General features: G+C 65.5%; 13 protein-coding genes and 1 pseudogene. 6 read left to right on the top strand and 8 right to left on the bottom strand.

Annotated elements, in window-relative coordinates:
• Positions 1-96: 96 nt before the first annotated feature.
• From VXJ37_RS14850 to VXJ37_RS14840, 3 genes are all read right to left on the bottom strand, one after another.
• Positions 97-1,299: a TerC family protein gene (locus VXJ37_RS14850; RefSeq protein ID WP_331323806.1), complete on the bottom strand. Its 1,203-nt coding sequence runs from the start codon at positions 1,297-1,299 to the stop codon at positions 97-99.
• A 35-nt stretch (positions 1,300-1,334) separates the two neighbouring features.
• Positions 1,335-3,077, bottom strand: coding sequence for a RecQ family ATP-dependent DNA helicase (locus VXJ37_RS14845; protein WP_331323805.1), 1,743 nt, complete (start codon positions 3,075-3,077; stop codon positions 1,335-1,337).
• Positions 3,078-3,193: 116 nt separating this feature from the next.
• The gene (locus VXJ37_RS14840) at positions 3,194-4,168 is read right to left on the bottom strand and encodes an aldo/keto reductase (RefSeq protein ID WP_331323804.1); all 975 of its coding nucleotides are present in this window, start codon (positions 4,166-4,168) and stop codon (positions 3,194-3,196) included.
• Positions 4,169-4,399: 231 nt separating this feature from the next.
• Between VXJ37_RS14840 and VXJ37_RS14835 the strand changes: the two are divergent.
• A pseudogene (locus VXJ37_RS14835) lies at positions 4,400-4,783 on the top strand (formaldehyde dehydrogenase, glutathione-independent); the annotation flags it as partial.
• Positions 4,784-4,896: 113 nt separating this feature from the next.
• Positions 4,897-5,250, top strand: coding sequence for a GNAT family N-acetyltransferase (locus VXJ37_RS14830; protein WP_331323803.1), 354 nt, complete (start codon positions 4,897-4,899; stop codon positions 5,248-5,250).
• On the opposite strand, the gene VXJ37_RS14825 is transcribed toward VXJ37_RS14830, so the two are convergent.
• Positions 5,247-5,732, bottom strand: coding sequence for a hypothetical protein (locus VXJ37_RS14825; protein WP_331323802.1), 486 nt, complete (start codon positions 5,730-5,732; stop codon positions 5,247-5,249). The two genes, VXJ37_RS14830 and VXJ37_RS14825, sit on opposite strands and share 4 nt — an antisense overlap.
• 440 nt (positions 5,733-6,172) lie before the next feature.
• Between VXJ37_RS14825 and VXJ37_RS14820 the strand changes: the two genes are divergently transcribed.
• The 3 genes from VXJ37_RS14820 to VXJ37_RS14810 all read left to right on the top strand — a co-directional run bounded on the left by VXJ37_RS14820 (position 6,173) and on the right by VXJ37_RS14810 (position 9,354).
• Entirely contained in the window at positions 6,173-7,114 is a 942-nt protein-coding gene (locus tag VXJ37_RS14820; RefSeq protein ID WP_331323801.1) for a serine hydrolase, read from the top strand.
• A 67-nt stretch (positions 7,115-7,181) separates the two neighbouring features.
• Positions 7,182-8,543, top strand: a complete 1,362-nt coding sequence (locus tag VXJ37_RS14815) for an MFS transporter (RefSeq protein ID WP_331323800.1) — start codon at positions 7,182-7,184, stop codon at positions 8,541-8,543.
• Positions 8,544-8,610: 67 nt separating this feature from the next.
• On the top strand, positions 8,611-9,354 hold the full coding sequence (locus VXJ37_RS14810; RefSeq protein WP_331323799.1) for a dienelactone hydrolase family protein: 744 nt from the start codon (positions 8,611-8,613) through the stop codon (positions 9,352-9,354).
• A gap of 15 nt (positions 9,355-9,369) precedes the next feature.
• On the opposite strand, the gene VXJ37_RS14805 is transcribed toward VXJ37_RS14810, so the two are convergent.
• From VXJ37_RS14805 to VXJ37_RS14790, 4 genes are all read right to left on the bottom strand, one after another.
• Positions 9,370-9,810, bottom strand: coding sequence for a hypothetical protein (locus tag VXJ37_RS14805; RefSeq protein ID WP_331323798.1), 441 nt, complete (start codon positions 9,808-9,810; stop codon positions 9,370-9,372).
• Between the two features lie 243 nt (positions 9,811-10,053).
• Entirely contained in the window at positions 10,054-11,349 is a 1,296-nt protein-coding gene (locus VXJ37_RS14800; protein ID WP_331323797.1) for a hemolysin family protein, read from the bottom strand.
• Between the two features lie 77 nt (positions 11,350-11,426).
• Positions 11,427-12,179: an ArsR/SmtB family transcription factor gene (locus tag VXJ37_RS14795; protein WP_331323796.1), complete on the bottom strand. Its 753-nt coding sequence runs from the start codon at positions 12,177-12,179 to the stop codon at positions 11,427-11,429.
• 40 nt (positions 12,180-12,219) lie between these two features.
• Positions 12,220-13,452 (bottom strand): mechanosensitive ion channel family protein, encoded by a 1,233-nt coding sequence (locus VXJ37_RS14790; RefSeq protein WP_331323795.1) that lies wholly within the window; start codon positions 13,450-13,452, stop codon positions 12,220-12,222.
• 89 nt (positions 13,453-13,541) lie between these two features.
• Between VXJ37_RS14790 and VXJ37_RS14785 the strand changes: the two genes are divergently transcribed.
• Positions 13,542-13,877, top strand: coding sequence for a cupin domain-containing protein (locus tag VXJ37_RS14785; RefSeq protein WP_331323794.1), 336 nt, complete (start codon positions 13,542-13,544; stop codon positions 13,875-13,877).
• Positions 13,878-13,964 lie beyond the last annotated feature (87 nt).

Below are 13,964 nucleotides of genomic sequence, written 5' to 3'. Positions count from 1 at the left end.
GGAATCAAACGTAGCAAGAGGGACTGACAAAGGCTCCCGGCCGGGAGCCCAGGCAGAATTGGCGCCTCGAGGCCGGTCCCCAATTCAGGTAACTCCTCAGCGCTCGGGGGCAGCGGCACGCACCTGGGCCTTGTCATGCTCGGCGTGGGCGCTGTGGATCAGGTCCATGAATTCGGTTTCGTGGCGGACCAGCCGTTTGTACTTCTCGGGAAGCTTGTGGATCTGGTCCTCCTCGCGGCACATCTTGGCGAAGATCCTGTCGCGTTCGGCCATGTCCGTTTCATAGTTCAGGTCCAGGTACTCCGTGGCGTGCCGCCGGGCGCCGGACACCGCATTCTTGGCTTTGCCCTTGGGGCTGAAGACCGACGCAAGGATGGTCACTACCAGGACGCCCAGGATTACGCCCAGGGAAACCCCGGTGCTGACTTCCACCACGTTCACGTGGCCGCCCTCGTTAATGAATGGCAGGGTGTTTTCGTGCAGGGCGTGCAGGATGAGCTTGACCCCGATGAAGCCCAGGATGACTGCCAGGCCATAGGAGAGGAAGATCAGCCGGTCCAGCAGTCCGTCAATGAGGAAGAACAGTTGGCGCAGGCCCATCAGGGAGAACGCCGTGGCGGTGAATACGATGAACACGTTCTGGGTGAGGCCGAAGATGGCCGGAATGGAGTCCAGTGCAAACAGGATGTCCGTGCCACCGATGGCCACCATCACCAGCAGCATCGGCGTGAGGACCCGTTTGCCGTTCTCCATCGTGAAGAGCCTGTCGCCGTCGTAGTGCTGCGAGGCCGGCAGGAGTTTCCTGGCGAGCCTGACCACCAGGCCTTCGGAATCGTCGTCGTGGTCGTCCGGCTTGAGCAGGTTGCCGGCCGTAACCAGCAGGATGAGCCCGAAAATGTAGAACACCCAGGCGAAACTGTTGATCAGTGCCGCACCCAGGAAGATGAACACCGTCCGGGCGATCAGCGAAAACACGATGCCGAACAGCAGCACCTTCTGCTGGTCCGCCCGAGGCACCTTGAAGCTGGCCATGATGATGAGGAAGACGAAGAGGTTGTCCACGGACAGCGCCTTCTCCGTGACATAGCCCGCGAAATACTCGGTGCCCATGTCAGGGCCGCCGAAGAGCAGTACGCCCAGTCCGAACAACACGGCAATGCCCACGTAGATCGCCGACCAGGCGGCGGATTCCGTCAACCTGGGCGTGTGGGCCTTCCGGACGTGGAAGAAGAAATCGAAGGCGAGCAACCCTACGATTCCCGCTATTGTCAGGGTCCAGACATACGCAGGTACTTCCACGCCGGGGCCTTTCGTTGGAGGTTCCCCCAGCCTACCTACGCGGGCTTCAGGAGTTTGTGTTCCACGACGGCTGACCGGGACAGCGTCTTGTACCCTTCCTGCTCGAAGAGCACCGTGATGACATCGTCCTCGTGCCGCATCACCAGGCCCGGCCCCCACTCCTTATGGACCACGGCTGACTGCAGCGGGAACGGCTCGTCTTCGGGGGTACCGGGGGCGCCGCCGTCGGACGCCTTGCCCTGCTGTTTCCTGCCCCGTTTGTCCTTGGACTGGTCCTTCCTGCCCTGCCGTTTCCTGTCCGTGGGCCCGCCATCTTCGGGAGCGGAGGCAGCAGCGGCGCACCCGTCGCAGTTTCCGCACGGCTCCGGCAGTTCCTCACCGAAGTAGCCCAGCAGGAACTGCCGCCGGCAGCCGTCCGTCTCCGCGTAGGCGCGCATCATGGTGAGGCGTGACTGGTCCACGCGCTGCCGGGCTTCGGCGAGTTCGACGGCGTCACTCACCAGGGTGGGCAGCTTCGCCTTGGACGTCAGCCGGACGCCGCGCTTGCCAACGGCCACCGCGCCGATCTCCTCCAACTGGTTCACGAGGCCCGTGACGCGGCGCGGCTTGAATCCTGTCAGCTCCGCGAGCGAGGACTTCGGAGTGGCCGCATGGGCAGCCTTTAGGGCCTTCAACACGGCAAGAAGGGAATCGGGATCAGGGGAGTGGGTGCCGAAGAACTTGCGGAGGCCCAGATCCTCCGACCGGTAGTGCAGCACCGCGGACGCGGGTTCGCCGTCCCGGCCTGCCCGGCCAATCTCCTGGTAATAGGAGTCCAGGGATTCGGGAATGTCGGCATGCACCACAAACCGGACGTTCGGCTTGTCGATGCCCATGCCGAAGGCGGTGGTGGCCACCACCACGTCCAGCTGGTCGTCCAGGAACAACTCGTGGATGCGCTCGCGGTCTGCGGCGGACCGGCCCGCGTGGTAGGCCTCTGCCCGCAGCCCTTCCTTGGCCAGCTTGGCCGCGTATTTCTCCGTGTCTTTCCGGGTGGCAGCGTAAAGGAGCCCGTGCCCGTTCCCCGCCAGGGCCGCCACCTGTTCCAGCACGGCCTGGCGCTTGCCTTTGTCCTCATGGTGGCGGACCACGTCCAGGCTGATGTTGGGCCGGTCGAAGCCGTGGACCAGCACCAGCGGGTTCTTCATGCCCAGCCGCTCCACGATCTCGTCCCGCACTGGCGGGGAGGCGGTGGCGGTCAGGGCCGCCACGGGCGGATTTCCCAGCTGCTCCCGTACATTGCCCAGGCCCAGGTAGTCCGGACGGAAGTCGTGGCCCCAAGAGGAGACACAATGCGCCTCATCAACCACGAAGAGCGAGATGTCCAGTGCTTTGATCCGGTCTACGGTGGACTGCTTGGCCAGCTGTTCCGGGGCGAGGAACACGAACACGGCCCTGCCGTCCTCGGCGGCCTGCCACGCGGCCTCCACTTCGGCGTCACTGTGGGAGGAATTGATGGCCACCGCGGTGTCCGGCCCCAGGTCCTGGGACAGGCTGTCCAGCTGGTCCTCCTGCAAAGCGATCAGGGGTGAAACCACGACGGCGGGACGTCCAGTTGCCTGGTGCAGGTGCAGGGCAGCGACTTGATAGATGGCCGACTTGCCGTAACCGGTGGGCATCACGGCCAGGACGTCGCGGCCATCGGCAAGGGCGGCCATACCGGCCAATTGGCCGTCCCGAAGGCGGGGCAGGGAGAAGGACGAGGCAGCAAGGGCCCGGAGGACAGGTTCGTCGGACATGAAACGGGACTCCGCACAGAAGAAAACCGCGGCCGCTTGCTTCAGCCGTAGGAACCACCCTACGCCAGCCCCGCCCCGCCGTCGTGCACCCCGGGCCCTATGTGGAAAGCCCCTGGCTACGTGTCGATGGTGGACATATTGGGGTAGCGGTCCCCGGCGGTGGCGCCGGCCGGCGCCAGCTGGTCCAGCAACTGCAGCTCGTCCCGGCTGAGCTCGACGTCTACGGCGCCCAGGTTCTCGCGCAGCCGTTCGCGCTTCTTGGTGCCGGGAATCGGGACGATGTGCTCACCCTGCGCCAGCAGCCAGGCGAGGGCCAGCTGGCCGGGCGTGCACTGTTTCCGGTCGGCCAGTTCCTTTACACGGTCCACAAGTTCGAGGTTCCGGGTGAAGTTTTCGCCCTGGAAGCGGGGGGAGTGCTTGCGGAAGTCGTCATCGGCGAAGTCATCCACGCTGCGGATCTGGCCCGTGAGGAAGCCACGGCCCAGCGGGCTGTAAGGCACAAAGCCGATGCCCAGCTCCGCCAGCACGGGAAACACCTTTGTCTCGGGCTCCCGCTCCCACAGCGAATACTCCGTCTGCAGGGCCGTGATGGGGTGCACGGCGTGGGCCCGCCGGATGGTGTCGGCGGAAGCTTCGGACAAGCCCAGGTGCCGGACCTTCCCGGCCTGGACCAGTTCCGCCATGGCGCCCACCGTGTCCTCGATGGGGACGGTCTTGTCCACCCGGTGCTGGTAATACAGGTCGATGTGGTCCACGCCCAGGCGCTGCAGGCTGGCGTCACAGGCGGAGCGTACGTACTCCGGACGGCCATTGATGCCCACCCAGGAACCGTCCGCGCGGCGTTCATTGCCGAACTTGGTGGCCAGTACCACGTCTTCGCGGCGCCCGGCGATGGCCTGGCCCACCAGTCTTTCGTTGGTGAAGGGGCCGTACATGTCCGCCGTGTCCAGCAGGGAGCCGCCGGCGTCCAGGAAGTCGTGGATGGTGGCAACGGATTCCTGCTCGTTGCCCTCGCCATAGAACTCGCTCATGCCCATGCAGCCAAGGCCCAGGGCGGAAACCGTCAGTTGTCCAATAGTGCGCGTCTTCATGCCGTTCTCCTCAAAGGTGGAACTTGCCTGGGGACCGGTCCGCCGGTGTTCGTTCGTCACAGCGGAAACCGGGTGGTGCAGCGTAGGCCACTATAGGCGCCTACCCAGTGGGAAGCCTTGGTAAACAGGGGCTTCCTACCCCTGGACCGCTATGGGGGCCATGCCTAGACTGGGCGGATCCCCACCCGGGAACCGGTACCTGACCATGCCCAACATCAGGAAAGCACCCTAGGGCCAGGCAAGGGAGCGCACGAAGCACCGGCAACCGTGCTGAACAGCCTGATGGACATTACCGCTGCCGGCGGTGCCCTGGGCATCCCCGGCCTGTACGTCACCGGCGATCCGGGCGGCATCGACCAAGCAGCCAAGAAGGGTTCCCTCAGCCTGAGCCTGGGCACCGGATGGGCGAAGTCGCTGAGTTTCACCACCAGCCGGTGCCCCGTCATGAAGTACAACCGGCAGTTGATGATGGCCATCCTCCATGACAAGGTCAGCATCGCCAAGAACGTCAATGCCAAGGCGATACTGCTCGAGGATGCAGCCAAGGGCTACGCGGAGTTCGACGCCGGCGCAGCCACCAAGTACGTCCTCAACCCGAACGGCTACTGGAGCTGACACGACGGCGGACGGGGATGGCCGCTGGGGACCACCGCTTGCGGAAATACGTGCCCGCCGGGCCGGGTTAGGCTGTGCACGGGAAGCACACACCGCAAACGAAGGAGTACCCCTTGAGCGACATCACCGTCCGCCACAACCCGGAGCGCGAACGCTTCGAGATCCTCGACGCCGGCAACGTGATTGGCAAGGCGGCATACAAGGAGTACGACGGCGGGGAGTCGCCGCAGCGGATTTTCTACCACACCGTCATCAATGAGGAATACGGCGGGCAGGGGTTAGCGGGACGCCTGGCCACCGCCGCACTGGACAGCACGGTGGAGGCGGGGATACGCATAGTTCCGGTCTGCCCGTTCATCAAAAAGTTCCTGGGCAAGCATCCCGATTACCTGCCCAACGTGCTGGCCGTTACCGCGCCGCACCTGGAGTTCCTGGATACGGCACTCGCCGCGCGTACCCGGGGCTAGAGCCCAACCCGGGGTCGCCTCAGTTTGTGCCCGAACCGCTCGCGGGCAGTTCGAGCGGATGTTCCGAGGGCGGCACCGATAACGTCCCAGGAGTCTCCGTTGGCGCGCGCCGCCCTGACGGCCGCTTCCAAGTCGGCTTCGGCCCTCGCCGCGGCTGTTCGGTCAGCGGTGATCCGGCGAAAGTCCACGCTGTCTCTATCAACGTGAGGCGCCGGGCTCAGGCGAAGGAGCGTCCCATCCACCCGCAGCGGCGCGGCCAAGTGCTCCACGTGCAGGACAAAACCGTCTTCGGGCCCGCGCTGAATGTAGAGGGTGAGGACGGCTTTCCCACTGTCATCATCAAAGTCCACCTTCCCGTAGCTCTCACGCGGGCCAACGGGCCACGGGCGCGGCCTTAGCCGCCCTCCAGCTTCGTACTGCGTAGGCTCGTGGACGTCCTCTCCGACCCGAAGGTCGGGGGCTTGTGCTTCATGAGGGGTCATACCTGCGTTCTCCTTCAAGTTGTCCTGCCACTGCACCAAGACGCGTCGGGGCAGCGCTCTGGCACAGATTCCAGTACAAGTCACGGCGGGTTGGAGCGCATGAGTACCGGGTACTCGAACCTCCCGCAAAGAGGTACACGACCCTGCAGGTGTACTGGACCAACAAGGAGCCGTCTCAAGCCCAAGGTGGGGTCCGGTCTGGATGTTCGACGCGCAAAATTGTTCCCGGGGCGCAGGTGACGCGGCGCGGCTGAAATTTGGGTCGCGGAATGTGCTTTGCGGGTCGGGGACGGATTTGCCTGTCGTCAAGGCCACTGCGGGACACTCCGCAAGCCTTCAGGAACCTCCCAATGTCCGGTGATTTAATCGGCATTTGTCAGCGCGGCTCATTGCCGCTCTGATTGTTTGTTGACAAGCCGAGGCTGGACAGGAGCCCTTGTATGTCCGTGCACCCCGTGGTGCCCAAGCCAGGCCGGAGCGCCCCGCCGCCGGCGCCCCGCAAGCCTGTTTCCGCGGAGGCCCGGGGCAACAGAAGGCTGCTGATCCTGGCCCTTGCCGTGTTACTCGTCATCGCCGGCACCATCACCCTGGCCGTGGTCCGGTCCGAACCGCGGTCCGGGGCAGTCGTGCCCACGCAGCCGGCCGTGCCCGCGGCCCCCGTGGCGGCAGCTCCAGCGTCCCTGAAGGACAGTGTGGACCACATCCTCAATGAAGCGGACCAGTACCGGATCGGGCTGGCGCTCGCGGACGTGTCCGGCGGCGCCGAGCGAACATTCGGTGACGGGAACACCTTTACTGCAGCCAGCACCGCGAAAATCCTGACTGCTGCCGCCTACTACCACTTGGTGGAAAAGGGGCAGGCCAGCCTGGACGCACCCATGGGAGACTATGATGCCGCCTTCCAGCTCAAGGCCATGGTCAACGACAGCAACAACGATTCGTGGCTGCTCCTGATGGATGCCGTGGGCCACCCACAGCTGACCGCCTATGCAGCGTCCATCGGAGTCACGTACGACCCCGAACAGAATCTCCTGACTGCGGCGGACATGGCCCTGATCCTGAAAAAGCTTTACGCCGGGGAACTCCTGAACAAGGACAACACGGCGCAACTGCTCAGCTACATGCAGGACACCAACAACGAGGACCTCATTCCCGCAGGTTCCAGGTCCGGAGTGGACGTGCACCACAAGTACGGGGAAGTCTCCGGGGAACTGCATGACGCTGCGCTCCTGAGCTACCAGGGTTCGACGTTCGCGCTGGTGATCTACACGGAGAACCGTGACGGCGTGACAGATGATGGCCAGGCGGAAGTCATCCGGGACCTCACCCGCGCGGTGGAGGACGCATTGTTCCCGGTGGGCCTGTCCAGCAGCAGCAAGTAGCAAACGCCACACCCGCCAGCAGGCCGCCAAGTCGTCTTCACCGGCGGCTTTAGGACAGACTGTTACCGTGAGCAACAAACCCCGGACTGCCCTGGCCGTCGCCGGCCTCAGCCTGGGCACGGCACTGAATCCGCTTAACTCCTCCATGATCGCAGTGGCCCTGGTGGTGCTGCGCGCGGACTTCGGTCTCGACGTCGCCGCCGTCACCTGGGTGGTCACGTCCTTTTACCTGGCCTCCGCCGCCGGCCAGCCGGTCATGGGAAGGCTTGCTGACCGGTTCGGGCCGCGGCGGATGTTCATGCTCGGCATGGGCCTGGTTGCCGTTACGTGCGCCCTGGCTCCGCTGGCCCCGAACTTTGCGCTGCTCTGCGTGGCCAGAGCGGTCATGGCGCTGGGCACCGCAACGGCATATCCCAGCGCAGTGGTGATGGTGGGCGCGCTGGCACACCAGGCCAAGGTGGACACTTCGCGTCCACTGGGGCGGCTGCAGATGGCCAATACATCCGCAGCGGCGGTGGGGCCCGTCGTCGGCGGCCTCCTGGTGGGCTTTGTGGGCTGGCAGTCGCTGTTCCTGATCAACGTCCCGCTGGCAGTGGCGGCGCTGCTGATTGTCCGCAGTGCGGCGCCGCCGGACAAGGTCCGGGAGCGCGGCAGCGTTGCTGCGCTGGTGCGCGATTCCGACGTCCCGGGCATTGCCGCGTTCATCGGCGCCCTGCTGCTGGTCATGATGGCCGCACTGAACGTGGCGCCGGATTACCGCTGGGTGATGCTGGCCGCAGGTACCGTCCTTGCCGCGCTGTTCGCTTGGCGGGAACTGCGGTTCGCCAAGCCTTTCCTGGACCTGCGGCTGCTGGGCCGGAACCGGCCGCTGATGCTCGTGTACCTGGCCTTTGCCGTCTTCAGCAGTGTCTACTACTTCGTTTTCTTCGGCCTGCCGCAGCTGCTGCAGGAAGCCGGCGGCTACGATCCCGGCATCGTGGGGCTGCTGATGCTGCCCCTGGCCGGCATGTCCGTGATCGCCACGCCGTGGGCAGTCTCAGCGATGGGAAGGTTTGGTGTACGGCGTGTGCTGCTTGCCGGCGTCGTCCTCCTGACCCTGGTGGCGGCACTCATGTGGCTGCTGACAGGAACGCTGGCCATTCCCTTCGTCGTGGTCCTGACCGCCTTGATGGGTATCCCGTATGGAACCGTGAGCATTGCGTCCAACCAAGGCATGTTCGTCTCCACCCGGCCGCAGGACCGCGGTGTGGCCGCCGGCATTTACCAAACCTGCCGCTACGTGGGGGCGATTACGGCAACGGTGATGATCGGGGTGTTCGCCTCGGGAGGGGTGCACCAGGACAGCTGGATGCGGATGGTGCTGGCCATGCTGGTGCTCTGCGCGGTGACCTTCGGGATTTCGGTTTTCTGGCGGCAGCAGAAGGCGTAGCCAAACCCCTTCAGGGAGGGGGCCGGGGCCCCTAGGAAGGCCCGGGGGAGCGTGCCATGCTGGCCAAATGGGAAACATGATGACTCTCGGCAACGCCAAAACCTCCGTCCAGGCGTACGTCAGCGAACCGGCCGGAACCCCCAAAGGCGGCCTGGTGGTGGTCCATGAAGTGTGGGGCCTGGTGGGCCACACCAGGGATGTGGCGGACCGCTTCGCTGCGGAAGGCTACCTGGCGGTGGCTCCGGACCTGCTGTCCGGAGCCGGTGGCACCGCCGACCTGACAGGGGAGTTGCAGGAGGCGGCGTTCGATCCCGAACAGCGCAGCAACGCCCAGCCACGCCTGCGGAAGCACATGGCGCCCATCCGTTCCCCTGAGTACGGCAAGCACGCGGTGGCCGCCCTCCACGTTTGTTTCGACCACCTGGAAGGCGTGCCCGGGCTGGCGGGCCGGGTGGCCGCCACGGGCTTCTGCCTGGGCGGCACCTACACGTTCTCCCTCGCCGTTGCCGAACCCCGTCTGCGCGCCGCTGTTCCCTTCTACGGGCACGCAGAGTTCAAGGACGCCGAACTGCGCGCCATCAACTGCCCTGTGCTGGCCTTCTACGGTGAGCAGGACACTGCACTTATGGAGGAACTGCCCGGGCTGAAGACGCAGATGCGGAAAGCCGGGGTGGACTTTGAAGCGGTGGTGTATCCCGGCGCCGGCCATGCCTTCTTCAACAACACCAACAAATACACCTACAAGGCCGACGCTGCCGCCGACTCCTGGACACGGACACTCGCTTTCCTGGAACGGAGCCTTGAGGCCTAGGAGCGGCGGCACCGGTTACGGGCAGTAGTGCGCCTCACGGTCGTACCGGACTTTGGTCGCGGTCCGGTGGGAGTCCTCCCTTTCCCAGCACTGCCGGGTGCCGTCCGTGGTCTGCTCCCGGTAGTGCTGACCCGACTCCACAACCTGCCCGTCGCGGACCAGGAAGTGGGAGTGCGTTTGGGTGTGAATGGTGTTTAGGAGAGTTCCGCCGTTCGTCGTGGTCAATGTGTCTGTGTAGTTGCTCGAGCTCGAGTTGGACTGGATACCGCTGGGCGTCGAAACCTGGTGGCTGACAGCCATGCCCGTGCGGCAGGAGCTGTACAAGTCCCCGCTCTGGCAGTCGTTGAACTTGGTGACGTCTGCGCCGTTGCTGCTGGCGGCCTGGGCGGGGGCCGCGAAGGCTGCAGCGCCAAGGGCCAAGGCTGCGCCGATGAGGGCCGTGCGTTTGATGAACATAGCGATGTGTCCTGCCGGGGTAAGGGAGCACGTGCCCTGTGCCCCGATTCGTGCAGCGGAAACAGCCCCCAGCCCCTCCTGGCCCCTTCGGCCAGCCGCCCCTTAACTGTGGCCGCTGGGAGGTGCTGCCTCTAGGGCCATAGGTCCCTGACGGGAGGACGGAGGAGGAATCAAAACGGCGACGCGTTTCGTAAACGGAGCCTTCCGGCGGAAGGCGCGTCCCGCCGTCGTACTTGCCAGCCCTCAGCCGGGCTGGCCGCCAACAGGAGTGACCCGGATGCGGGCGATCCGCAGCCTGTCCATGCTGAGGACCGTCAGGAGATAGCCGGGAACCTGGACCTTGTCTCCGGCAGAAGGGAGCCGCCCCAGCCGGTCCATCATGAAGCCCGCCACCGTTTCGTAATGGCCCTCCGGCAGGGCGATTCCGGAGGCTGCCCTGAACTCCTGCAGGATCAGGCCGCCGTCCACGACGATGGTTCCGTCGGCCGTGGTGACGCGGTCCTCGTGCTCGGCCCCGGTGTCGTACTCGTCATAGATCTCGCCCACCAGTTCCTCCACCAGGTCCTCGAGAGTGACGACTCCGTCCGTGCCCCCGTACTCGTCCACCACCAGCGCGATGTGCTGGTTCGCCTTGCGCATCCGGGACAGCGACGGCAACACCCGGTTGGTTCCCGGCAGCGGCATGATGTCCCGGACGATGCTCCCCACCGGCTGCTGGTCCTGCAGCTCGCCGCGGGGCATCAGGTCACGGATATGCACGAAGCCCAGGACATCGTCCGGGCTCACCCCCATCACGGGGAACCGCGAGTACGGGCCGTCCCTGACCATCCTGCGGGCGTCCGCGATGGTCATTGCACCGTCGATGAACGTCACCTCCGTGCGGGGGCGCATCACCTCCTGCAGGGTCCGGTCCCCGGCGCCGAACACATCTGCCAGGATGTGCCGGCTGTTCTCTTCGAGCAACTCGTTCTCTGCCACCATGTCCCACAGCTCCTCCGAGCTGATCCCCTCCCGCTTGGCATGCGGATCACCGCCGAGGAGCCTTACTACGGCGTCCGTTGACAATGACAGCAGCCAGATGACCGGCCGCATGGCCCTTGAGAGGGCGATCAGGGGCGGAGCCAGGAGCCGGGTGAAGGCGACCGGCCGCTGCAGCGCCAGCCTCTTGGGCGCCAGTTCCCCCAGGACCAGGGACAGGTACGCCACCAGCAGGGTCATCCCAATGAAGGCCATGGGCGCGGCGGCAGCACCCAGCCCGACGCTTTCCAGGAAGGGCACGACGTCGGGCGCGATCGCCGAGGCGCCATAGGCCGCCGAGAAGAACCCGGACAGGGTCACTCCGATCTGGACCGTGGAGAGAAACCGGTTGGGGTTCCGCGCCAGTGCGGCAGTGCGGGCGCCGGTCTCGCCCGACCTCTCGATGCGGCGGACCTGGCTTTCCCGCAGGGAGACCAGGGCCATCTCCGCCGCGGCGAACACCCCGCCCAGCAGCACGAATCCGAGAACCAACGCAACATTGACCAAGGCGCCGCTGTCCATGACAAAACACTACCGACCTGCGGATCGGTTGGCGCCTTGCGGCCGCCGCCGTCGTGCCTCAGCTCAAGATCCGCCGCTTACGTGTACATCAGCGAGCCGGGCGTAGTGAGCTTTTCGCCGGTTTCCAGCCAGGTCTTCAGGCCGGAGAGGATCATCGGCCAGCCGCCGTAGAGCTGCTCATTGGCGCCTTCACGCAGGTCGCTGTGGGTGACCGTGAGGTGGCAGGAATCGCCTACCGGTTCGATTTCCCAGGTGATTTTGGACGTGCCCTCGGCCTTGACGTCCTCGCCCCACAGCGCGCGCATGGTCTGGACCAGGCGGCGCGGCGGGTCCACTTCCAGGTTCTCGCCCTCGCCAAGGATCTGGCCTGCCTTGGGGTTGCCCATTTCGAAGCGGCCGCCGGGGGACCAGTCGGCCTCGAGGGTGTTTCCGAACTGGTACTTGCTGCGGATGTCGCTGTCCGTGATGGCTTCCCAGAGCCGTTCGGGCGTGGTCTTGATGTAGATCTCGAAGATCTTTTCCATGGGACTTTCCAATCTGGATTTGAGGTCGCTGAGGGCAGCGGCCCATGGTTCTGCGTATTTGCTGACCCAGCGGTCATGGACCAGCCGGATGGGGACAGGGTTCAGGAAGTGCAGCTTTTCCCGGCCCCGCCGGCGGGTGACCACCAGGCCCGCGTCCTCCAGGATGCGGAGGTGCTTGGCGATCCCGAACCGGGACATGGTGAACCGTGCTTCAAGCGCGCCCAGGGTCTGGCCGTCCTCGCGGAAGAGCTCGTCGAGCAGGTCTCTGCGCGTGGGGTCGGAGAGTGCCTTGAACACGTCGTCCATGCACCCATAATAGGTGACTAAATGGTCACATATCAAGGGTTCAGTTTCGGGATGCCAGGTTCCTGTCGCGCTCCTCGAATACCTCTTCGCCGGGCCCAGTGAAGGCACGGGAGCGCTCCACAGCCTCGATGGAGCCGGTGAACAGCTGCGATTCGTGCGGGTCCGCCGGAGCCGGCGACGCAACCGCCCCGGACGTCCCCAGCCCGCGCAGCGGTGCCTTGCGCTGGTTGGCCGTGCCGGCGTCGTGCGTGTGTTCCCAGCGCTGGTGCGGCAGGGCTTCGGGATGGTTCTGCTGGAGGAACGTGACCATGGTTTCGCGGACCAGGCAGCGCAGGTCGAAGAGGGCTGCGCTGTCAGCGGCGCTGACCAGGATCCGGACCCGGACGAAGCCGCCGGTGGCATCGGTGATCTGCAGGACGCCCACGCGCTCATCCCACAGTTCGGTCCCGGCCAGGACCCGGCGCAGCTCGGTGCGCATGTCCTCCACGGGCGCGCGCCAGTCGAGGTCGAACTCCACGGTGCCCATCACCTCGGACTGGCGCCTGGTCCAGTTTTCGAAGGGTGTGGTGGTGAAGTGCGTGGACGGCAGGATCAGCCGGCGGTCGTCCCAGAGATGCACCACCACGTAGGTAAGCGTGATTTCCTCGATCCGGCCCCACTCCTTCTGGACCACCACCACATCATCCACGCGGATGGCATCGGTGAAAGCGAGCTGCATGCCGGCGAAGACATTGACCAGGGATGTCTGGGCCGCGAGCCCGGCCACGATGGAAATCACGCCCGCAGAGGCCAGGAGTCCGGCGCCGAGCGCCTGGATGGCGGGGAATGTCAGCATCGCCGTGCCGGCCGCGAGCACCACCACCAGTGCCACGGCGATCCGGCGTGCCAGGATCATCTGCGTGCGCAGCCGCCGCGCCCGGCGGTTATCGGCAACGTCAACGCTGTGCCGGTTCAGCACCACCGCCTCCACGATGAGCAGCACCGCGATGGCGAGCCAGGCCACCGCGCCGATGAGGGCTATCAGCAGGAGATGGTCGACGCCGGCATGCCAGCTTTCACTTCCCGCCGTCAGTCCCAGCGCAATGCGGACGCCTACCAGGCACAGTGCCAGCCGCAGCGGCTGGCGGGCCACCCGGGACGTGGCCTGCAGTTCCGGGCGCTTCCGGTTCAGCTTCAGCACGATCTTGCGCAGCAGCCAGGACAGTGCCAATCCGGCCACCACCGCCAGGGCCATGGCGATGAAAGGCAGGGCAGGGTTCAGGAGCTTGAGCATTCCTTAAGCTGTATCAAGCCCGGGCGTCCGTTCGAAATCGGGGCAGGAAACTGGACCCAAGCGGAAGGAGCGCGGGTAGCCTTGGGCGCATGCAAAAGATATCGATCGACGCGCTGGCCCGTCAGCAGCTCGAGGCGGCCGTCACCTCCACCAACGGCCGCGCTGCAGACACTGTGTACGGCGGCCACGAAAAGATCCTCCGGCAGACTGTCATGGCCATGAAGGCCGGAACCCAGCTGAGCGAGCACCAGAACCCCGGCGACGCCACAGTGTTCGTGATCCAGGGCTGTGTCAGCCTCAGGGCCGGCGGTGACTCATGGCAGGGCAAATCCGGGGACCTGCTGATTGTCCCGCCCGGACTGCACAGCCTTCACGCCGAAGAAGACTCCACCTTCCTGTTTACGGTGGCCAAGTACCGCGACTGACGCCATCAGGCGCGGCTGCCGGGCTTCCCCCAGCGGAAGCCCGGCAGCCGCCGTCGGTCCCGCAGGAGCGCCCATCGCGGCGGGCTT

The sequence above is a fragment of the Pseudarthrobacter phenanthrenivorans genome (genome assembly GCF_036455295.1).
Classification (GTDB): domain Bacteria; phylum Actinomycetota; class Actinomycetes; order Actinomycetales; family Micrococcaceae; genus Arthrobacter; species Arthrobacter phenanthrenivorans_C.
This window is presented reverse-complemented; position numbering and strand designations above follow the sequence as displayed.